At 64.1% G+C, this 19770-nt stretch carries 21 protein-coding genes; 8 read left to right on the plus strand and 13 right to left on the minus strand.

Going from position 1 to position 19770, the window contains the following annotated elements:
- Positions 1-35 precede the first annotated feature (35 nt).
- From ASG03_RS17550 to ASG03_RS17580, 7 genes are all read right to left on the minus strand, one after another.
- Positions 36-443, minus strand: coding sequence for a TadE family protein (locus ASG03_RS17550; protein WP_062694816.1), 408 nt, complete (start codon positions 441-443; stop codon positions 36-38).
- On the minus strand, positions 440-991 hold the full coding sequence (locus ASG03_RS17555) for a TadE/TadG family type IV pilus assembly protein (RefSeq protein WP_062694818.1): 552 nt from the start codon (positions 989-991) through the stop codon (positions 440-442). Before ASG03_RS17555 ends, ASG03_RS17550 begins: the two co-directional genes overlap by 4 nt.
- Before the next feature lie 23 nt (positions 992-1014).
- Positions 1015-1344 carry a PilZ domain-containing protein gene (locus ASG03_RS17560; RefSeq protein ID WP_082475830.1) on the minus strand — a complete coding sequence of 110 codons (330 nt, stop codon included), beginning with the start codon at positions 1342-1344 and terminating at the stop codon, positions 1015-1017.
- A 293-nt stretch (positions 1345-1637) separates the two neighbouring features.
- Positions 1638-1979, minus strand: a complete 342-nt coding sequence (locus ASG03_RS17565) for a tRNA-binding protein (protein ID WP_062476117.1) — start codon at positions 1977-1979, stop codon at positions 1638-1640.
- A 62-nt stretch (positions 1980-2041) separates the two neighbouring features.
- Positions 2042-2860, minus strand: a complete 819-nt coding sequence (gene proC, locus ASG03_RS17570; protein WP_062694822.1) for a pyrroline-5-carboxylate reductase — start codon at positions 2858-2860, stop codon at positions 2042-2044.
- A 2-nt stretch (positions 2861-2862) separates the two neighbouring features.
- Positions 2863-3363 carry a YbjN domain-containing protein gene (locus tag ASG03_RS17575; RefSeq protein WP_062476123.1) on the minus strand — a complete coding sequence of 167 codons (501 nt, stop codon included), beginning with the start codon at positions 3361-3363 and terminating at the stop codon, positions 2863-2865.
- A gap of 457 nt (positions 3364-3820) precedes the next feature.
- Positions 3821-4081, minus strand: coding sequence for an accessory factor UbiK family protein (locus ASG03_RS17580; protein WP_156379808.1), 261 nt, complete (start codon positions 4079-4081; stop codon positions 3821-3823).
- Between the two features lie 264 nt (positions 4082-4345).
- Between ASG03_RS17580 and lgt the strand changes: the two genes are divergently transcribed.
- From lgt to ASG03_RS17610, 6 genes are all read left to right on the plus strand, one after another.
- Entirely contained in the window at positions 4346-5197 is an 852-nt protein-coding gene (gene lgt / locus ASG03_RS17585) for a prolipoprotein diacylglyceryl transferase (protein ID WP_062694824.1), read from the plus strand.
- Entirely contained in the window at positions 5194-6285 is a 1092-nt protein-coding gene (locus ASG03_RS17590; protein ID WP_062476132.1) for a class I SAM-dependent methyltransferase, read from the plus strand. Before lgt ends, ASG03_RS17590 begins: the two co-directional genes overlap by 4 nt.
- A gap of 195 nt (positions 6286-6480) precedes the next feature.
- On the plus strand, positions 6481-7272 hold the full coding sequence (gene pgeF, locus ASG03_RS17595; protein ID WP_062476135.1) for a peptidoglycan editing factor PgeF: 792 nt from the start codon (positions 6481-6483) through the stop codon (positions 7270-7272).
- A 1-nt stretch (position 7273) separates the two neighbouring features.
- Complete coding sequence (locus ASG03_RS17600) at positions 7274-8425, plus strand: M24 family metallopeptidase (protein WP_062476137.1); 1152 nt, start codon at positions 7274-7276, stop codon at positions 8423-8425.
- A 251-nt stretch (positions 8426-8676) separates the two neighbouring features.
- Positions 8677-9675: a hypothetical protein gene (locus tag ASG03_RS17605; RefSeq protein ID WP_062694826.1), complete on the plus strand. Its 999-nt coding sequence runs from the start codon at positions 8677-8679 to the stop codon at positions 9673-9675.
- A 239-nt stretch (positions 9676-9914) separates the two neighbouring features.
- Positions 9915-10847 carry a ribose-phosphate pyrophosphokinase gene (locus tag ASG03_RS17610; protein WP_062476144.1) on the plus strand — a complete coding sequence of 311 codons (933 nt, stop codon included), beginning with the start codon at positions 9915-9917 and terminating at the stop codon, positions 10845-10847.
- Between the two features lie 27 nt (positions 10848-10874).
- Here ASG03_RS17610 and ASG03_RS17615 read toward each other — a convergent pair whose 3' ends face one another.
- From ASG03_RS17615 to ASG03_RS17625, 3 genes are read right to left on the minus strand one after another with little or no spacing between them, the layout of a single operon-like run.
- Complete coding sequence (locus ASG03_RS17615; RefSeq protein WP_062694828.1) at positions 10875-11240, minus strand: EamA family transporter; 366 nt, start codon at positions 11238-11240, stop codon at positions 10875-10877.
- The gene (locus ASG03_RS17620; RefSeq protein ID WP_062694830.1) at positions 11237-11974 is read right to left on the minus strand and encodes a class I SAM-dependent methyltransferase; all 738 of its coding nucleotides are present in this window, start codon (positions 11972-11974) and stop codon (positions 11237-11239) included. Before ASG03_RS17620 ends, ASG03_RS17615 begins: the two co-directional genes overlap by 4 nt.
- Positions 11975-11991: 17 nt before the next feature.
- Positions 11992-13002 (minus strand): glycosyltransferase, encoded by a 1011-nt coding sequence (locus ASG03_RS17625; RefSeq protein ID WP_062476152.1) that lies wholly within the window; start codon positions 13000-13002, stop codon positions 11992-11994.
- A 200-nt stretch (positions 13003-13202) separates the two neighbouring features.
- On the opposite strand from ASG03_RS17625, the gene ASG03_RS17630 reads away from it, so the two are divergent.
- Entirely contained in the window at positions 13203-15047 is a 1845-nt protein-coding gene (locus tag ASG03_RS17630) for a hypothetical protein (protein WP_082475831.1), read from the plus strand.
- A gap of 12 nt (positions 15048-15059) precedes the next feature.
- Here the strand turns inward: ASG03_RS17630 and ASG03_RS17635 are convergent, their stop codons facing one another.
- The 3 genes from ASG03_RS17635 to ASG03_RS17645 form a co-directional block, all read right to left on the minus strand.
- Positions 15060-15455, minus strand: coding sequence for a DUF779 domain-containing protein (locus ASG03_RS17635; RefSeq protein ID WP_443216627.1), 396 nt, complete (start codon positions 15453-15455; stop codon positions 15060-15062).
- 281 nt (positions 15456-15736) lie between these two features.
- Complete coding sequence (gene adh, locus ASG03_RS17640) at positions 15737-17245, minus strand: aldehyde dehydrogenase (RefSeq protein ID WP_062694831.1); 1509 nt, start codon at positions 17243-17245, stop codon at positions 15737-15739.
- Positions 17246-17405: 160 nt separating this feature from the next.
- Positions 17406-18353 (minus strand): helix-turn-helix domain-containing protein, encoded by a 948-nt coding sequence (locus ASG03_RS17645; protein WP_062476158.1) that lies wholly within the window; start codon positions 18351-18353, stop codon positions 17406-17408.
- A gap of 210 nt (positions 18354-18563) precedes the next feature.
- Between ASG03_RS17645 and ASG03_RS17650 the strand changes: the two genes are divergently transcribed.
- Positions 18564-19763, plus strand: coding sequence for a benzoate/H(+) symporter BenE family transporter (locus tag ASG03_RS17650; protein ID WP_062694833.1), 1200 nt, complete (start codon positions 18564-18566; stop codon positions 19761-19763).
- Positions 19764-19770: the final 7 nt, after the last annotated feature.

Here is a 19770-nt window from a genome sequence, read left to right on the forward strand (position 1 = left end):
GCTCGTCCACGTGCATGTCCGTCCCCTCGAGATCGTCAACTGTTCGGATAGGCCGCACGGCCGTGAAGCGTGAAGGCATAGCCGAGGAGATCAAAGCTGAAGGTCAGGGAGACGTTCGTCATCACGGCGGCTCCCGCCGCGGACTGCCGGTCGATGAGAACGTCTCCCGGCGACAACCCGACCAGTCCCCTGTCATCGGCAAGGCTGATGACGAAGCATGTTTCCGCGTCGGAGGGGCACCCGGCCGGGGGCGTGTTGCAGGTGGACGCGTGCACGGCGATGCAGCGCGCGGACTCGGACGCGACGTCATTGAGCACCGCGGTGAACCAGATGGCGATGCCGAGAGCGATCGTGCCGAAGATCATGGCGAAAAACACCGGTGCGATCAGGGCAAATTCCACGGCCGTCGCGCCATCCCGCTGCGCGATGAAGCCGCGCCTCATTGGACCCGAACCAGCGACGCGTCGGCGATCGCAAGGAAACCGCCGAACAGATTTGCGGACAGGAAGATCGGGGTGATGGTTCCGCTGACGCCGATCGAGACGAACTTGCCGGAGGTGAGATTGCCGCCACAGCTGCTGCTCGTCGCACCGGCCGCGGTAAAGATGGGGGGATAGCCCGCCACGCAGAATGTGGTCGATGCCTTCGCGCCCGTGGGGTCGTCATTGACGACCACGTGAACCGCGAGATCGCTGCCAAGATCGGCCAGAAGGCTGCTCGCAACGTCTGCCACATGCGTCGTGTAGGCTCCAGCCGACGCCGCGGTGAGTGCCTGCCCCGTCTGGAAGGCATAATAGGAGGCAGCCGAAATTGCGGCGTTGACCTTCAGTTTCGCATGATAGGCAAGGCCGAGGTCGACGAGTCCCACCATAAGCAGGAGGAAAACGGGCGCGACGAGCGCGAACTCGACAGCCGCGACGCCCGAGCTGTCGCGCACCAGCCGTCCGGCCGGGGCCGGATCCGTGCGGAAGCGCGGCGACCGGAGCCGCATGGCTCCCGCCGAACGACACGGTTTCACGGGGTTCCGCCAGCGTGCGGCGCCGTAACCGGAGCGTCCTCAACAGACATGAACGACACGCCGACGTCGAGCGACTTCCGCCAGGCCACGCTGCACGACCGCGTCGTGCCGTCCGAAAAAGTGAGGCGAAAGCGATCCGGGATCGCCGGCACCACGTTGAACGACAGTTTCGCCCCGTGATCCGAGATGTTTCTCAAGATGCAGTCAACGGTCGATCGCCCGTCGTTGAAGATGACACGGCCGAACTTATAGGTTTTCATGCGCGGTTGACGACGAAGCTCTGTCATCCAAAACTCCCAAAATGAACAGGAGCAGGAAACCTTCATTCCTGCCGGGCGCCGGTCGCACGATCGTCCATGGGAAGAGGACAGCGTGGTGTAACCGGTTGTGCAGAAATGCTATCGCGAACTATTTAAGGAACACCTAAATAGAAAATATCAAAATTAGAATTGTCTAAGATTATGAATTGGAGACTGGCCGTGCCTGTCGAGACGACCCTTCGCGTGCCGACAATCGGAGTTTTTCGCAGCCATGAGCAGCAAGGCACAACGCGCCGCGTCCGCTCGAACGACGTCGCTTATCCTACAGAGAGATGCCTCATTGTCATCAGCGGCGCGCGCTAAAGAAGCTTTCGGCCATTCGGCACCGGCTTGTCCGCGGCAGCGAGAACGATGGCGCCATCCGCGTCCTCGAATCCCAAGGTCAGGACTTCGGACCGGAACGGGCCGATCTGCCGGGGCGGAAAGTTCACGACGCCGAGAACCTGTCGACCGACGAGGGTCTCGAGATCGTAGTGGACGGTGATCTGTGCGGAGGATGTCCTCCGTCCGATCTCGGGACCGAAATCGATGACGAGCTTGATCGCAGGTTTGCGTGCCTGCGGAAAAGCCGATGCCTCGACGATCGTGCCTGTGCGGATATCGACCCGTTCGAAGTCAGCGTAACTGATGGTATCGGTCATCGGAGTTTGCCCGTTTGAGACAATCTGGCTGGCCTGGCCTTCCAGCCAGGCCAAGGTCTTTTTTAATTCGCCAGGTCTTCGGCGCGTTGCCGCGCCGCGGCGACGGCAGCGGTCAGAAGCGGCTGCAGGCCATCGTCGGCCATCAGGACGGCAAGGGCTGCGGCCGTGGTGCCTCCCGGCGAGGTGACGTTCTGGCGAAGCCTGGAGGCGTCATCGGGGGACTGGTGAAGCAATTCTCCAGCCCCCGCGACGGTTTCCCGTGCGAGACGCATGGCAAGGTCCGCCCGAAGCCCGGCCTTGCGACCGGCTTCCGCCATGCATTCGACGAGATAGAAAACATAGGCAGGCCCACTGCCCGAAAGTGCGGTCACAGCATCGATATCCGCTTCGCTGTCGACCCATTCGACGGGGCCGGAAACCTTCAGAAGATCGTTGACGCGGGCACGCTGCTCGCTGTCGACCTGCCCATTGGCAAAGGCGCCGGTAATGCCGCGACCGATCATGGCCGGGGTGTTCGGCATGGCGCGCACCATGGCGGCTGTGCCGAGATGGGACTGGAGGAAGCCGAGCGTCTTGCCGGCGGCGACCGAAACGACGACCGTCTGCGGCCCGACAAGACCGGACAGCGCGGGAAGCACCGCTTCCATCACCTGCGGCTTGACGGCCAGAAACAGGACGGAGGCCGTGACACCCTCCGGCGCGGCGGTCGCGTGACGCGCGCCATGTTCGGCAATCAGGGTGGCCATTGCGGGCGCGGGACCCGGATCGAGCACCAGAACGTCGGCACCCGAAATGCCGCTTTTCAGCCAGCCGGACAGCATAGCGCCGCCCATGTTTCCGGCCCCGACAAGGACGATCGGGCCCACACCGCTCGCCGCCATCGTCAGGCCTCTCCGACCGTTTCGAACATCACGGCCTCGACCGCACGCTCCGCATCGACGCCAGACCAGACCACGAACTGGAAGGCCTGGAAATAGCTTTCGCAAGCGTCAAGCGCACTCGACAGGAGAACCTCGACCTGCCGGTTTGTCGGCTCGGCGCCGCCGGACAGTAGCAGCGACTGGCGGAAGATCACAACGTCTTCCTGCCGCCACAGATCGAAATGCCCCATCAGCACCTGACCATTGATATGGGAGAGAAGCCGGATGACCTCGTTGACGCGGCTTTCGGGAACCTTGATGTCAAAGGCGCAGGCGAGATGGAGCGCTTCGAACTCCTCCATCCAGGAGAAGGAGACATGATAGTCGGACCACTTGCCTTCGACCGTCATCGCGATTTCATCTTCGCCAGAGCGCTCGAAGCTCCAGTCGTTGTTGGCCGCGACGAACTCGATCATGTCGACCGGATTGGATTGACGCTGCAGTTCCAGTTCTACGAGGCTCATGCTTCACCTTCAAAGTTCCAGCGCGGCATGCGCCGTCGCGTCTTCACGCGAAGCCCCGCAGGCCCGACAACACCGGAAACAACATGGAATGATCGACGAACGCACGACGAAGCCGAACCGATGACCCTGCCCGTATCTCGTGTGACCCGTTTCGAATCATCTTGTAAAATCAGTGTATAACGCCGGAGTCTGCAGACCAGCCCCGACCACCCAAAAAAGGCATCGCAGCTGTGGATAGAGCTTTGGAAACTGATTCAGCCTGAGTCAGTAAAGGATTCAGCGGACTGCGTTTTTTAGGGATGTCCACAGGGCCGATTTTTTTCTCGATTTCGGCTCGTGTCGACCCCTCTTCCGGCCGAAGAATGGCCCCTGCGGCAGCAGGGCGACCGGGCAGACGAAAAAAGCGGGTAAGTCCTCCCCGCTTTGCCGTGTTCGTTCCGGAAACGCGCCGGGTCGATCAGTCTTTTTCGGCGAGCCGTGCCTCGAGCAGCGCAACACGCGCCAGCAGTGCATCGTTCTCTTCGCGGGCCCGGAGCGCCATCTCCCGCACCACGTCGAACTCTTCGCGCTTGACCACATCCATCGTGTTGAGGATGCGCTCGCCCTGCGTCCGGAACATTGTCTCCGCCTCGCGTCGCACGCCCTGTGCCGCACCGGCTGCATCCGTCATCAGCTTGGCAAGATCGTCGAGGATGCGGCTTCCACCTGTCGTCGTCATCATGTCCCTCCGGGATCGCGGTTGAAGCGCCGCACGGCGCCCATGACATGGAGGTAGGAGAGGCGGGACCCGGTTGCAAGGAAAAACCAGTGAATCATGAGGCTTGCCGCTCCGCCGTCGCTTGACCCCATGCATGCCGCCCGCCATGGTTCGGGGCAGCGGATGCGACCAAGGTCGCTTCGCAGTGAACGACCCGCCGCGGGTCCTGATCCAACGTCGGGTCGCCAAGGACCGGCCGGGTAAACCGAGGCTGAAGCACGTCGTTTGGAACCCATCGCAAGCCTTCTTTCGATTCTGCCGTTTCCGGAGATCGATCCTGTCCTGATCGCCATCGGGCCGCTGCAGATCCACTGGTACGGCCTGGCCTATGTCGCGGGCATTCTGCTCGGCTGGTTCTACGCGCGCCGGATCGTTCGCAACGAGACGCTTTGGGGCGGCACGGCGCCGATCACAGAGGTCGATCTTGACGATTTCCTGCTCTGGGTCGCGGCCGGGATCGTGGGCGGCGGACGCATCGGCTACATCCTGTTTTACGACCTTCCTTCGGTCGTCGCCAATCCGCTGCGCGCCTTCGAGATCTGGAACGGCGGCATGTCGTTCCACGGCGGCCTCATCGGAACGATCCTTGCCATGCTGATCTTCGCGCGCAAGCGGTCCATTCCGATCTGGAGCCTGTTCGACGTTGTTGCGGCCGTCGTGCCGATCGGCCTGCTGTTCGGGCGTCTGGCCAACTTCATCAACGGCGAACTCTGGGGTCGCCTGTCCTCGATGCCCTGGGCGATCGTATTTCCGACCGGCGGTCCATTTGCTCGCCATCCAAGCCAGCTTTATGAGGCCGGGCTTGAGGGCATTCTCCTGCTCACCGTGCTCGCCCTCCTGATCTACAAGCGCCTTGCCCTGCGGACGCCGGGCCTCGTCGCCGGCGTCTTCATCACCGGTTACGGCCTTGCCCGCATCTTCGTGGAGTTCTTCCGCGAGCCCGATGCGCAGATCGGTTATCTCGCCGGGGGCTGGCTGACGATGGGCATGCTCCTGTCGCTGCCGATGGTGGGCCTGGGTCTCTGGGCCATCTTGCGCGCCCGCCGGGCCGGGGCAATGCAGAGAGGCCGCCTATGACGACGCCGCTCAGCGACAAGATCAAGGCGATCATCCTGGCAACAGGGCCGATCAGCGTTACCGACTACTTCGCGCTTTGTCTTGCAGATCCCGAACATGGCTACTACCGGACGCGTGAACCTTTCGGACAGGGCGGCGACTTCATCACCGCCCCCGAGATCAGCCAGCTGTTCGGCGAGCTCATCGGGATGTTCCTCTTCGAGGCCTGGCGCCGGCACGGACAGCCGGATGCCGTCGTCATCGCGGAAATCGGGCCGGGCCGCGGCACGATGATGGCGGACATCCTGCGCGTTCTCTCGCGCCTTTCGCCGGACCTCTACGAGAAAGCCAAGGTCCATCTGGTCGAAACCAGCGAACGCCTGCAGAAGGTCCAGAGCCAGACCCTGGTTGCCCACAAGTTCAAGATCGCTTGGCACGAGAGCTTCGAGGAGATCCCCGACGGCTTCCTGCTCCTCGTCGCAAACGAGCTCTTCGACGCCATTCCCATTCGCCAGTTCGTCAAGACCGAGCAGGGCTTTCGAGAACGCATGGTCGGTCTCGATGCGAACGACAATCTCTGCTTCACCGCCGGCGTTGCCACGATTGATCCCGATCTGCTTCCGCCCGGAGACCGGATCCCCCTCGGCACGATCTTCGAGGTCGCCCCAGCCCGCGACGCCGTGATGGCCGCAATCTCGGCACGGCTGAAGCGCAGCGACGGCTCGGCCCTCATCATCGACTACGGGCATATGGCCACCAATTATGGCGATACGCTCCAGGCCGTGCGCGACCATCAGTTCGATCCTCCGCTCGCCCATCCGGGTGAGGCCGATATCACCAGCCATGTCGATTTCGAGCAGCTCGCCCGCCGTGCCGTTGCTGAGGGTCTCCGCATCAACGGGCTCACCTATCAGGGCGACTTTCTCGTCGCCATGGGCATACGCGAGCGTGCCGAGGCGCTTGCACGCGGCAAGGACATCATCGTCCAGGAGGGCGTGCGGCAGGACGCCGAGCGCCTTTCGGGCTCGGGCGAAGGCAAGATGGGCGAACTTTTCAAGGTGCTCGCCGTCAGCCATCCCGCTGTCGCGCTGGTGCCGTTCCAGGCCTGAAAGCACCGACCTGATGGTCGATCTCGAGGCTCGAGCGAAGCCGTCTTTTGGATCCCAAGGCGCCCGGGTGTTTTGCCGGTGCGATTGACAGGACGGGCGGCAAAAGGCCAACATCCCGCGCAAATCAGAGGCGAGCGGTTCGGGCATCGCCCGGCTTCCACGCAAACACCCACAGTCGAAAAGGGCGAAAGACCAATGCCGGACGACGCCTTGCCATCCCCTATCCAGAGCCCCCTCCTCGCTTCCGAACCGGCGGCAATCGCGCATGGATTCTTCACCCGCGCGGGCGGCGTCTCGCAGGGCCTCTATGCGGGTCTCAATGTCGGATTGGGGTCGAAAGACGACCGTGCGCATGTGGCGGAAAATCGTTCGCGTGTCGCGGCCTGGTTCGGCCAGCCCGTCGAGCGGCTTGCCACCGTCCACCAGGTTCACTCGCCCGACGTCGTGACCATCGGGACGGACTATAACGGCTCACGCGCCGAGGCGGACGCGCTGGTCACGGCAACGCCCGGCCTCGTGCTCGGCGTTCTCTCGGCCGATTGCGGCCCGATCCTCTTCGCCGACACGCAAGCTGCCGTCATCGGTGCAGCCCATGCCGGCTGGAAAGGCGCCTTAACGGGCGTTCTGGAAAACACCGTCGCCGCCATGGTGGCGCTGGGCGCGGCGCGCGAGGACATCCGAGCCTGCCTCGGCCCCTCCATCGGGCCTGATAATTACGAGGTCGGCCCCGAATTCGTGGAACGCTTCTGCGGGCACGACGCCGCCTATCAGCGCTTCTTCACGCCCTCCGGGCGCGCAGACCACGCCATGTTCGACCTTCCTGCCTTTACGCTCGCGCGCCTGTCGGCCGCCGGCGTGAGGGCGGAAAAGCTCGGCCTCTGCACCTATGAGGACGAGGCGCGCTTCTTTTCCTACCGCCGCACCACCCATCGCGGCGAGCCGGATTACGGCCGGCAGATCTCCGCCATCAGCATCAGGGAGGCATGACATGGCCCTTCACTTCACCCAGGACGAGTATGCCGCACGCCTCGCGAGCCTCACGGCGAAGATGCGCGAAGACAAGCTCGATGCGCTGCTGCTGTTCGCCCAGGAAAGCATGTACTGGCTGACCGGCTACGATACGTTCGGCTACTGCTTCTTCCAGACGCTGGTGGTGACCTCGGACGGTTCGATGGTGCTGCTCACCCGCTCCGCCGATCTTCGACAGGCCCGTCATACCTCCAACATCGAGCGCATCGAGGTCTGGGTCGACAGGGTCAATGCCGACCCGACGATGGATCTCAAGAACCTTCTGAGCGAACTCGATCTTCTCGGCGCCCGCATCGGCATCGAATATGACACCCATGGCATGACGGGGCGCATCGCGAGACTGCTCGATCATCAGATGGCAAGCTTCGGCCAGATCGTCGATGCTTCCATGCTCGTCGGGCGGTTGCGGCTGATCAAGAGCCCCGCGGAAATCGCCCATGTGGAAAAGGCCGCGAGCCTTGCCGACGATGCCTTGGATGCCGCCCTGCCCCTCATCGGCCCCGGTGGTGACGAGGCGAAGATTCTCGCCGCCATGCAGGGTGCGGTCTTTGCGGGTGGCGGCGACTATCCGGCCAACGAATTCATCATCGGCTCCGGTGCCGATGCCCTCCTCTGCCGCTACAAGGCCGGCCGTCGCAAACTCGACGCACAGGACCAGCTAACGCTCGAATGGGCCGGTGTCAGCGCACATTATCACGCAGCGATGATGCGCACGATCGTCGTGGGGGAGCCGACCAATCGCCACCGCGAGCTCTACAGTGCCTGCCGCGAGACCATCCAGTCCATCGAGATGGTGCTTCGGCCGGGCAACACCTTCGGCACCGTCTTCGACGTGCACGCCAAGATCATGGACGAGCGCGGCCTTGCCAAGCATCGGCTGAATGCCTGCGGCTACTCGCTCGGCGCACGATTCTCGCCCTCCTGGATGGAGCAACAGATGTTCCATGCGGGCAATCCGCAGGAGATCCTGCCCAATATGTCGCTCTTCGTGCACATGATTATCATGGACAGCGACAGCGGGACCGCCATGACGCTCGGGCAGACCTACCTGACCACCGACGGCGCACCGCGGGCGCTCTCGCGCTACGGTCTCGACGTCATCGACCTGTAACGCCTCCCGCCGTTGTAGGGGTGAGAGCTCGACAACCCAAAAGCAGAGGCCGGATCAATACGGCTTCTTAGGATTATCGCCGTAATCTGCATGCCTGACGTTCGCGACCGAGGGGATCCGCCCCTCGGGTGGCGTCACAATGTGCCAGCGTATCGGCGTGCCATCCTGCAGCGGTTCCGACATGTCGAAAGGCATGCGGCTTGCTGAAGACAAGCGGCGGACGCGGCATCTCTCCAGGATGGAGGTCGACCGTGCGCATCCTCTTTGCAACGACGACGAACATCGTGCGCAGCCGCGCCAGGACATCCCTGCGCGTCCTGCCTTTCCTTTTTGCGCTGTCTGCCTGCAACAGCATCGACGCGCTGACGCCGCCGGAAAACGTCGGCGACGGCAGCTATCAGTCGTCACCTGTCAATCAGGCCGATCTCGACACCATGTCCGCGCAACAGCCGGTCGTCGGCAGCGCCCCTGCGGCTGCGACGGCCGTGCAGGAGATGCGCGTTCAACGATCCGCAAGCCTCTCCGAACCCGGCGAGCAGGCTCAGCCCGACATCACCGGCACGGCCTATGCGCGCGGCAATGAGGACTACCGCAATCCGGCCGGCTCCCTCGAGGCGCAGGCCCAGGCCCTTGTCAGCAATCCGCCGCCGCAGATCTCCGGTTCCGACAGCGCCGTCGGCTTTCCGGCAGGCGGCAATCAGGTCAGCGAGACCGAGGCCGCCGCGCGGGCGCAGACGCCCGAAGCCCCGCACGCCCGCCTCTCGGAAGAACCGCAGGCCGAACAGGCGGAACAGGTGGAAACGGCGCAAGACGATGTCCCGGCGGAGGCCGGCACCTCCCCGCAGGAAGAGGCTGCGATCGCGCCTGACACCAAGGCGGGCCCGGCCGGCAGCATCCGCTTTCTTCCCATCATGGGTGCGCCCGTGGAAGCCATTCGTCCGCTCTCCGAGCAGCTCGGTTCCGAAGCGCGCTCGCACGGTCTCGTCATCAAGACGGCGGCCGACCCCGGCAGCCAGCACATCCTCAAGGGCTATTTCTCTGCGTTCAAGGACGGACGAAAGACGACCATCGTCTATGTCTGGGACGTGCTCGATCAGGCTGGAAACCGCCTGCACCGGATCCAGGGGCAGGACAGCGTCGACACCAATGGCGCCGATCTCTGGTCGGGCGTTCCGCCGCAGACCATGCGCGACATCGCCACGAAGAGCGTCGGTCAGTACCTGACATGGCGCGACTCCTCGGCCGGTTGAGGCCGTCGAACCCTGTCTTCCGCCGCGCCGCGAAATCTTTTTCGGATAAACCGCCTCGATTCCGGCCTTCCTCTTGCATTCAGGGACAAGGCCGCTATGAAGCGCCCATCGGCATCGACGGGCACACGCCCTCCGGCGCCGCTGCGCATTGGGATGCGGGTTTACGGAATCTTGCGGATTACGGCAAACGGACCGTCCGGTTCGGGCCTATCCCGGACAGCACGACAGGCGGACCATCGATGAAGGTTTTCGCAGGCAATTCGAACCGGCTCCTGGCCGAAGCGATCTGCAACTATCTCAATCTTCCGCTCGGACGGGCGACTGTCCGGCGCTTTGCCGACCAGGAAATCTTTGTCGAGGTGCAGGAAAACGTCCGCGGCGAGGACGTCTTCCTCGTGCAGTCCACGTCCTTCCCGACGAACGACCACCTGATGGAACTGCTGATCATGATCGACGCCATGCGTCGCTCGTCGGCCCGGCGCATCACGGCCGTCATTCCCTACTTCGGTTATGCCCGCCAGGACCGCAAACCCGGGCCACGCACGCCAATTTCCGCCAAGCTGGTTGCCAATCTCATCACAGAGGCCGGTGCCGACCGCGTGTTGACGCTCGACCTGCATGCCGGCCAGATCCAGGGCTTCTTCGACATTCCGACGGACAACCTCTACTCGGTTCCGATCCTGACGCGCGACGTGAAAGAGCACTATGCGCTCAGCAACGTCATGGTCGTCTCCCCCGACGTGGGGGGCGTGGTGCGCGCCCGTGCGCTCGCCAAGCGTCTCGACTGTCAGCTGGCCATCGTCGACAAGCGGCGCGAACGGGCCGGCGAATCCGAGGTCATGAACGTGATCGGCGACGTGACGGGCAAGGACTGCCTGCTGATCGACGATATCGTGGACAGCGGCGGCACGCTCTGCAACGCGGCCGAGGCGCTTCTCAAGAACGGCGCGACGAGCGTCACCGCCTATATCACCCACGGCGTGCTTTCGGGCGGCGCGGTCGCCCGTGTCACCTCGTCCAAGCTCAAGGAGCTTGTCATTACCGACAGCATCCAGCCGACGACCGCCGTGCAGTCGGCCCACAATATCCGCGTGATCTCGACGGCCAGCCTCATCGGTGAGGCCATCAATCGCACGAGCCAGGAAGAGTCCGTTTCCAGCCTCTTCGATTGAGATCGGCCCTTCGGCCGACCTTTGATGTCAGCTGTTGATGACGATCATGCCGCCGATGAGCAGCATGGCGCCGATGGCTGTTTTCAGCGTCAGCGTTTCCCCGAGGAAGATGCTGGCGAGCAGCGGCACGAAGCAGAACGTCAGGGCCATGAACGAGTAGGCCATCGTCAGCGGCACGCTCTTCAGCACGAAGATCCAGACAAGCGTGCCGACACCGTAGACGGCAAGGGCGGCGATCATCAGCGGATTGAGCAGAAGCGACAGGATGCCGGCCACGCCGAAGTCGCCGGTCGTTCGGCTCGACAGCTTGAACAGCACCTGACCCATCGCGATCATCAGCGGCGTCCCGGACAGCCCCAGCCACAGGGCCGGGCTGTAGGTTCCCCCGCTCATGCCGCGGCCGCCGCGAGGCTGCCCACACGCGCACCCTCGTTTTCCACCGTTTCGCAGTAGAAGATGTCGCGGCCGATGTCCTCGCAAACATGGATTGCGGGAACCGGATGGACGGCCCGAAGGAAGGAGTGGGTGTAGGGGAAGAAGTTGAAATGCGGGTTGAAGCTGTAGCGATACTCCCGCTCGCGCGGCACGACGATGATCAGGCGACGGCGCGCGATCCGGCGCAGCTCGGCGATGGCCTGCCGGTAATCGAGGACATGCTCGATGACATGCGTGCAGACGACCGTGTCGAACGCGCCATCCGCAAACGGCAGGTCCTCGATGCGAGCCGCGATATATTCGACACCCGGAAGGCTCCCGGCATCGTCGACGACGAAATCCACGCCGGTCACGCGGGTGAGATCGGGACGGGAAGCCTGGATATGTTTCAACAGCGCGCCGGTACCGCAGCCGACGTCGCAGACGCTATCGCCCTCGATCGCACCGGCGATGCGGCGGATGCAGGCCGATGAATTGTCCGTCCCTGCATGCACGCGCGGATGCTTGCGGTAGAGCGCCTCATACTCCGCTTCCGACAGGAACGGCGCGCGGGCACGAAACTCCGCGAGGTGCACGATATGCTCGCCCCACACCAGCTTGGCGGCCGCGCGGAACAGCCGCGAATCCCGGACGACCGGCGGCAGCAGGTCTTCCAGCACGAAGCGGATGCGGTTTGTCGTCTCGCGGTTCATCGATCGCTCTCCAGGGTCTAAGCGGCGGCGCTGCGCGCAACGCTTGCTTCATGCGGCATCGGCTCGACCGCAACGGTGCCGGGTTCGGCCAGGAAGGGGCTCGACGGCAGCGCCATGTAGTGGAGCCGCAACTGCTCGGCTCTGGCGCGAGCAAGCGAATCGAGGATGAGCCCGGCGGTGAACATCATGAACGAGATCATCATCAGCGCCACCGAAAGCACCCAGGTCGGCATGCGCCGGACGAGTCCGGTCTCGAAATATTCGAGCAAAACCGGCGCCATGAAAATCAGGCTCGCAGCCATGAAGGCCCCGCTGAACGCCCCGAAGAAGGTAAAGGGCCGGGTTTCCTTCATCAGCATGGCGAACATCCACAGGATCCGCCCGCCGTCGCGGAAGGTGGAGAGCTTGGAATGAGATCCGGCAGGCCGCCGGCCGTAATCAAGCGGCAGTTCGCAGACCGGCAGCTTCAGCCGCGACGCATGCACCGACATCTCGGTCTCGATTTCGAATCCGCCGGACACGGCAGGAAAGCTCTTGGCAAAACGGCGTGAGAACACGCGGTAGCCGGAGAAGATGTCGGTAAAGTCGTTGCCGAACAGGGCCCGGTAGAGCCGGTTGAACAGCCGGTTGCCAAACGCATGCCCCTGCCGTCCCGCATCGGCTGTCACACCCCGTCTCGTGCCGACGACCATGTCGGCCCGCTCCGCGATCAGTGTCGCGATGAGCGCAGGTGCGTCGGCTGCCGCATAGGTGCCGTCGCCGTCCGCCATCACGTAGAGATCCGCATCGACATCGGCAAACATCCGGCGGACGACGTGTCCCTTTCCCTGGCGCGTTTCCCGCGTGACCAGGGCCCCGGCAAGGGTTGCCCGCAAGGCCGTCTCGTCGGTCGAATTGTTGTCGTAGACATGAATGCGCGCCGAAGGCAGCGCGGTGCGGAAGGCATGGACGACGGAGATGATCGTCGCCGCCTCATTGTAGCAGGGAAGAAGTACGGCAATCCTGAGGTCTGTCGGAAGCGTCTGCATCGATGTCATCCGTGGCGATCGCATGACAATGCCGATGAAACATTAAAGCCCGGTTGAAGAGGCCCGCCACGCCTCCGGGATCGCCGCGCGGGCCGGCCATGCCGCGCGCTCCGCGTCGCCCGGCAAAGGCTTTTTTCACCTTCCTGCCCTAGGCTGCCGGCTCCCCCGGATATTCCGGAGCTGCTTGCGAGACCGATTCCGTGATCCTTCCCCAGACCAGCTTTCGCAGTGCCCAACCAACGACGCGAGCGGCGACGACGCGTTGGCTGGCAACGCTCCGGGCATCGGGAGACAGGCCGTGGGTCGCCGTCCTCCTTGCCATCATCGTCGTCGTCGTCGCATCCGTCATCGCCGGCATCAGGGCCACCGACTATGTCGGCGGCGACAACGACGACGCGATGCGCCTTGTCGAGGTGCGCGACTTTCTCGCCGGACAGGGCTGGTTCGATATGATGCAATATCGCCTCGGCCTTGCAGGCGGCACGCTCATGCACTGGTCACGCCTCGTGGATCTGCCGATCGCCGGCCTGATCGCCGTCTTCGGTCTCGTCCTGCCGCCGGAGAGAAGCGAGGCCGCGGCTCTGTTCGTCTGGCCCATCCTGCTGATCGTCCCCGTGGTCATCGGCGTGGCCCGAGCCTGCAACAACATCGGCGGGCGGCAGACGATGCTGATCGGCCTCGGTCTCATCGTCCTCTCGCTGATCAGCAATGTGCGGTTCCAGCCGGGGGACATCGATCATCACAATGTGCAGCTCGCCCTGATCGCCCTGCTCGTAGCCGGTCTCACGGACCCTCTCGGCCGGACGGGTGGCCACGTCCTTGCCGGGATCGCAGCGGGGATCGCCATCGCCGTCGGCGTGGAAACCACGCCGCTGGTCGCCACCGCCGGAACCATCGTGGCCCTGAGGTGGGCGTGGCACGGGAGCAGAATGGAAGGGGCCGCGAAGGCCTTTGGCCTCTCGCTCGCCGTCACCGTCGCTGCGGCCTTTCTTGCGACCACGCCGCCGCATCTCTATGGGATGGTGACCTGCGACAACCTCTCCCTCGGCTTCTTCGCCATAGCGACATCCGGCGGAACCACGCTTTACCTGTCGGCGCTGACCGCCAGCAAGGGTTCTCCCCGGGTCCGCGCGCTCGCACTGGCCGTTTCGGCCGCGGCCGTCGTCATCGTCACCATGGTGGTGGCACCGCAGTGCCTGGCAAATCCCCTCGCCTCCCTCGACCCCCTGCTGAAGACCCTCTGGCTCGATCGGGTGGAGGAAGCCCAGTCGATCGTCCAGCTGTCGCAGACCATGCCGTCCTACCTCGGTTTCGGCTTTGCGGCCGGTATCCTGGCAGTCCTGACCTGCCTGATCCGGATCTGGCGAAACGACAAACGGGAGATACACGTCATCTTCCTGGCGCTCTGCCTGCCGACGCTGGCCATCAGCCTGTTTCAGATCCGCGGCACGACCTTCCTCAATTTTCTGTCGATCTTCCCGCTCGCGCTCGCCGTGTCCGATCTGCGCCATCGCGCACAGCGGGAACCAAGGAGCACCCGCGCGGAGCTCGCCTTTGCCGGGCTGATGCTGGCCTCGGTCCCGAGCGTCTGGGCCTTGGCGGCCGCCGCGATCGCGAGCATGGCCGGGACGGACGATACGGTCATGACGGGTGTCAAGACGAGCGCCTGCGTCACCCGGGAGGCGCTTCTGCCACTCGTGGGCGAGCCATCGGGCCTTGTCGCTGCGCCGTCCAACCTCGGCGCAGCCATCCTGCGCTTCACGCCGCATCATGTGCTCGCGGCACCCTATCATCGGAACACGGCCGGGATGCTGGCGGAACTGAACATCGGTCTTGCCTCGCCAACGGCGGCAGGAGATCTCCTCCGGCGCGATGGCGTCACCCTTCTTGCCTATTGCACCGAGGACGGCCAGACCGAACTCGTTGCGCAGCGCGCGCCGGACGGGCTCTATGCCACGCTCGGAAAGGGCATCGTTCCCGACTATCTCGCACCGGTTCAAACGCCGGACGAAGCGGCGCTGAAGATCTTTCGCGTCCGTGATTGAAGCTCCGGCATCTCAGCTGCGGGTGGGGACCGCGCAGGCCTCGCCACCGGAAAAGAGCCGGGAGCGCGTGAGGAAGCGCTTCTCGCGGCCGTTGTCGAGCGAGAACATGCCACCCCGTCCGGGGACGACATCGATGATCAATTGGGTGTGTTTCCAGACCGCAAACTGGCTGCCGCTGATATAGACGGGCACGCCGCCGATCTCGCCAAGCCGAACATCGTGATCACCGACGATATAATCGTCCGCAGGATAACACATCGGCGAGGAACCGTCGCAGCAGCCGCCGGACTGGTGGAACAGGATGTCGGGATGATCCTGTCGGATCTCCTCGATCAGGTCGAGTGCCGCCTGTGTTGCAAGCACGCGCTTCTGCCCGTCCGGCATATCGCCGACCTCAACACCCTGCATGACAAGTCCGTCCTTCCATGAGATCCTACTAAATCTAGCGAGTGACGACTCGTGGATGAATGTGACATATTCTCACCCTGGATTTGGGAGGATCACGGTATGTCGTATCGCGCGGAGTGCTATCTGAGTTGCATCAGCCTGTCGTTGCTCATCTGGAGCGCGCTGGCCCTGGTCGCCCGGCACGGCTGAACGACGGCAGCTGCTCGGACAGCAAAGTCTCCCGGAATGTCCGGGAGACTGTCTTTTCTCGGAGCCACATGTGTGGCGCGCATTTGTCTGGATCAGAAGAAACCGAGCGCCTTCGGGCTGTAGCTGACCAGCATGTTCTTGGTCTGCTGATAGTGATCCAGCATCATCTTGTGTGTCTCGCGACCGATGCCGGACTGCTTGTAGCCGCCGAAGGCCGCGTGGGCGGGATAGGCGTGGTAGCAGTTGGTCCAGACGCGGCCGGCCTGGATGTTGCGACCGAAGTTGTAGCAGCGATTGGCATCGCGACTCCAGACGCCGGCGCCAAGGCCATAGAGCGTATCGTTGGCGATCTCGAGCGCTTCCGCATCGTCCTTGAAGGTCGTGACGGAAACGACGGGGCCGAAGATTTCCTCCTGGAAGACCCGCATCTTGTTGTGCCCCTTGAGCACGGTCGGCTTGACGTAGTAGCCGCCGGCCAGATCACCGTCGAGCATGTTGCGCTCGCCGCCGATCAGGACTTCCGCACCTTCCTGCTTGCCGATGTCCATGTAGGACAGGATCTTGTCCAGTTGCTCGGACGACGCCTGCGCACCGATCATCGTGCTCATGTCGAGCGGGTTGCCCTGCTTGATGGCCGCGACGCGCTTCAGCGCCTTTTCCATGAACCGGTCGTAGATCTTTTCGCTGACCAGCGCCCGGCTGGGGCAAGTGCAGACTTCGCCCTGGTTGAGCGCGAACATGGCAAAGCCTTCAAGAGCCTTGTCGAGATAGTCGTCGTCCTCCGCCATCACGTCCGAGAAGAAGATGTTCGGCGATTTGCCACCGAGTTCCAGCGTCACCGGGATCAGGTTCTGGCTGGCATATTGCATGATGAGCCGGCCCGTGGACGTTTCCCCGGTAAAGGCGACCTTGTTGATGCGCGGATTGGTCGCCAGAGGCTTGCCCGCTTCGAGACCAAAGCCGTTGACGATGTTGAGGACGCCCGGCGGCAGCAGGTCGGCGATCAGTTCGGCCCAGACGAGGATCGAGGCAGGCGTCTGCTCGGCCGGCTTGAGGATCACGCAGTTTCCGGCAGCCAGCGCCGGCGCAAGCTTCCACGCGGCCATGAGGATCGGGAAGTTCCATGGAATGATCTGCCCGACGACGCCGAGCGGTTCATGGAAATGATAGGCGATCGTGTCGCGATCGACTTCACCGATCGTGCCTTCCTGCGCCCGCACGCACGATGCGAAATAGCGGAAATGATCGATGGCGAGCGGCATGTCGGCCGCCATGGTTTCGCGCAGCGGCTTGCCGTTGTCCCAGGTTTCGGCGCGCGCCAGAAGCTCCATGTTGTCTTCCATGCGCTGCGCGATCTTCATCAGGATGTTGGCGCGTTCCGTGGTCGAGGTCCGGCCCCACTTGTCCTTGGCCGCATGGGCGGCATCCAGCGCCGCCTCGACATCAGCCGCTTCCGAGCGCGCGATCTGGCAGAGCACGCCACCGGTGACAGGTGTCGTGTTGTCGAACGTGCGGCCGCTCGCGGCGTCGCGCCAGGCGCCTCCGATGAAGTTGCCGTATTTCTGCCGGAACGGGTTCTCGACGATTTTCTGGTGCAGCATGTGGTTCTCCTCCAAAGGACAGTTCCCTCTGTCTGGCGATACCCTGCGCTGGAAAAGACCGGGACAAAAGGCGCGATGAACCGATCGAGACGACGTTTGTCTCACATCTGCGACAGGCGTGCGCTGCAACCTTCGCTGCATTGCGAAAGCGGGAGACGGTTCAGTCGATCGCCAGCTTCTTGATCTTGCGATAGAGCGTCGCGCGGCTGATTCCGAGGCTTTCGGCAGCGGCAGACACGTTTCCGCCAGCCCGCGACAGAACCCGGCGCAGTGCCGCGCGCTCCGCATCGTCAAGGTTTTCCTGCTCGCCCGCGGGACGATCGTGCAGCAGGTCGGAGGCGGGAATGCCGGCGGCGATCCGCGCATCGTCGATCCGCAGGGTCAGCCGCGCCGCCCGCGTTGCACCGAGCACGAGGTCGTCGCGATCGATTGCGAGCAGCGCCGGCGCCGTCTTGCCTTCGGCCGGCACCAGCAGGATGCGATGGCCGCGAAAGGCCCGGTGGAAAAGGTTCGCTTCGATCCGCGCGGCGGCATCCCGGACGGCCTGCGACAGGATGGACATCGCCATTTCGCCGGCATCCTCCCGACAGGTGGAGATGTCGATCGCCGCGGTCACCCGTCCGCAATGATCGCGGATCGGCGCGGTCGCACAGGAAAGACCCGTGTTGCGGCTGAGAAAATGCTGGTCGCGGAAGATGACGATCGGCCGCTCGTCCGCGATCGACGTGCCGATCCCGTTGGTGCCGACGCTCGCCTCGCTCCACACGGTGCCGGACCAGAGGCCGATGCCGCGGAAGTCCTCGTCGTCGCCGGCAGCCCCTCGGCGATCGAGCGCCACGCCGTTGCCGTCGGTCAGAAGCAGGCAGCATCCCGCCTTCCCCACAGTGGCAAACAGCCTGTCGATCTCGCCGCGCGCTTCTTCGAGCAAGGGTTCGCTTTGTTCGCGCGCGAGGCGAAAGGCCTGTTCATCGAGCCGTACGGGAAGCCGGGCTTCCTCGGGCGAAAGCCCGTGCACGGTCACGCAGCGCCGCCACGAAGCGGCAACGGGCGAACTGGCTGCCGCAGACACATGATGCGCCACGGCCTGAACGTGATCCGAATGGTTCATCCGCTCTCCTCCCCGAAAGCTGACAGTATGGCACTATACCGGGATTTGCTCAAACGTCCATGGCAAGGGCGAGAGACTCCGCCGCGATCGGAAACACCGCCCGGGAAAAATCGCTCCTGCCTGTGTCCTCAAAGCCTCCCGCTTGCTACAGCGGGACGAGAGTCGACCGATGACGGCCGGCGCCCCTCGCATTTCATTCGACGGACCATCATGCTGCGCGACATTTCCTTCCAGAGCCTCTTCATGGGGTTCCTCACGGCCTTTGTCGGCTTTGCCAGTTCGTTTGCCGTCATCCTGCACGGCCTGTCGGCGGTCGGCGCGACCGAAGCCGAAGCGGCCTCCGGGCTCATGGCCCTCTCGGTCTCCATGGGCGTTCTGGCCATCCTGCTGAGCGTGTGGACACGCCTTCCGATCAGCATCGCCTGGTCGACGCCGGGCGCCGCGCTCATTGCCAGTTCGGGCGCGATCGCCAGCGGTTTTCCGGCCGCAGCCGGCGGCTTCGCGCTCTGTGGCGTCATGATCGTTATCGCCGGCCTCTGGCGGCCCCTCGGCCGGCTCGTCGCCATGATCCCTGCCCCCCTGGCAAATGCCATGCTCGCGGGCGTGTTGGTGTCGCTGTGCTTTGCGCCGGTCAAGGCCGTGGGCGCCGATCCTGCCCTCGGCCTGCCGATCGTGCTGGCCTGGGCCCTTGCCGGAGCGATCAATCGTCTGCTGGCCGTGCCCGCCGCTCTCCTCGCCTTCACGCTCGTCATCATCTTCGGCATCGACATCCCGCCCGGCGCACTGGACGGACTTGCTGCGACGCTCGTTCCCGAGCCGGTCTTCGTGATGCCGGTGTTCACGGTAGCGGGCCTTGTCTCCATCGCCCTGCCCCTCTTCGTCGTCACCATGGCCTCGCAGAACATTCCCGGCATCGCGGTGCTGAAAGTCCATGGCTTTGCGCCGGAGCCAGGCCCGCTCTTTGCCGCAACCGGGCTCTTCTCGCTCTTTGCGGTGCCCTTCGGCGGCCATGCCGTCAACCTTGCGGCCATCACGGCGGCCATGTGCGCCGGACCAGATTCGCATGCCGATCCCGCGCGGCGCTACTGGTCGGCCATCCTCGCCGGCATCTTCTACATCGTCTTCGGACTTCTGGCGGCCACCGTGACCCTGCTCGTCGGCCTTGCCCCGCCGGTGCTCATCCAGGCCGTGGCGGGCCTCGCGCTGATCGGCGCGTTTGCGACGTCGGCCGCCGCTGCCTTCAAGGATGCCGAAAGCCGCGACGGTGCGGCCATCACCTTCCTCGTGACAGCCTCCGGCGTCAGCTTCGCCGGCATTTCCGGCGCTTTCTGGGGCATCGTCGCGGGTGGCCTGATGCTGTCTCTCGCCCATCTGAGGGCGAGACGCGCCGCCGCGCGCCGACTGTCCTGACCCGGCC

The organism is Rhizobium sp. Leaf341 (assembly GCF_001424325.1).
In the GTDB taxonomy this organism is placed as follows: domain Bacteria; phylum Pseudomonadota; class Alphaproteobacteria; order Rhizobiales; family Rhizobiaceae; genus Ferranicluibacter.

Excerpts from the sequence above, each read along its gene's own strand:
- ASG03_RS17550 (WP_062694816.1), bottom strand. The coding sequence starts at position 443 with ATGAGGCGCGGCTTCATCGCGCAGCGGGATGGCGCGACGGCCGTGGAA.
- ASG03_RS17555 (WP_062694818.1), bottom strand. The coding sequence starts at position 991 with ATGCGGCTCCGGTCGCCGCGCTTCCGCACGGATCCGGCCCCGGCCGGA.
- ASG03_RS17560 (WP_082475830.1), bottom strand. The coding sequence starts at position 1,344 with ATGAAGGTTTCCTGCTCCTGTTCATTTTGGGAGTTTTGGATGACAGAG.
- ASG03_RS17565 (WP_062476117.1), bottom strand. The coding sequence starts at position 1,979 with ATGACCGATACCATCAGTTACGCTGACTTCGAACGGGTCGATATCCGC.
- proC (WP_062694822.1), bottom strand. The coding sequence starts at position 2,860 with ATGGCGGCGAGCGGTGTGGGCCCGATCGTCCTTGTCGGGGCCGGAAAC.
- ASG03_RS17575 (WP_062476123.1), bottom strand. The coding sequence starts at position 3,363 with ATGAGCCTCGTAGAACTGGAACTGCAGCGTCAATCCAATCCGGTCGAC.
- ASG03_RS17580 (WP_156379808.1), bottom strand. The coding sequence starts at position 4,081 with ATGACGACGACAGGTGGAAGCCGCATCCTCGACGATCTTGCCAAGCTG.
- ASG03_RS17590 (WP_062476132.1), top strand. The coding sequence starts at position 5,194 with ATGACGACGCCGCTCAGCGACAAGATCAAGGCGATCATCCTGGCAACA.
- pgeF (WP_062476135.1), top strand. The coding sequence starts at position 6,481 with ATGCCGGACGACGCCTTGCCATCCCCTATCCAGAGCCCCCTCCTCGCT.
- ASG03_RS17600 (WP_062476137.1), top strand. The coding sequence starts at position 7,274 with ATGGCCCTTCACTTCACCCAGGACGAGTATGCCGCACGCCTCGCGAGC.
- ASG03_RS17610 (WP_062476144.1), top strand. The coding sequence starts at position 9,915 with ATGAAGGTTTTCGCAGGCAATTCGAACCGGCTCCTGGCCGAAGCGATC.
- ASG03_RS17615 (WP_062694828.1), bottom strand. The coding sequence starts at position 11,240 with ATGAGCGGGGGAACCTACAGCCCGGCCCTGTGGCTGGGGCTGTCCGGG.
- ASG03_RS17620 (WP_062694830.1), bottom strand. The coding sequence starts at position 11,974 with ATGAACCGCGAGACGACAAACCGCATCCGCTTCGTGCTGGAAGACCTG.
- ASG03_RS17625 (WP_062476152.1), bottom strand. The coding sequence starts at position 13,002 with ATGCAGACGCTTCCGACAGACCTCAGGATTGCCGTACTTCTTCCCTGC.
- ASG03_RS17635 (WP_443216627.1), bottom strand. The coding sequence starts at position 15,455 with ATGCAGGGTGTTGAGGTCGGCGATATGCCGGACGGGCAGAAGCGCGTG.
- adh (WP_062694831.1), bottom strand. The coding sequence starts at position 17,245 with ATGCTGCACCAGAAAATCGTCGAGAACCCGTTCCGGCAGAAATACGGC.
- ASG03_RS17645 (WP_062476158.1), bottom strand. The coding sequence starts at position 18,353 with ATGAACCATTCGGATCACGTTCAGGCCGTGGCGCATCATGTGTCTGCG.
- ASG03_RS17650 (WP_062694833.1), top strand. The coding sequence starts at position 18,564 with ATGCTGCGCGACATTTCCTTCCAGAGCCTCTTCATGGGGTTCCTCACG.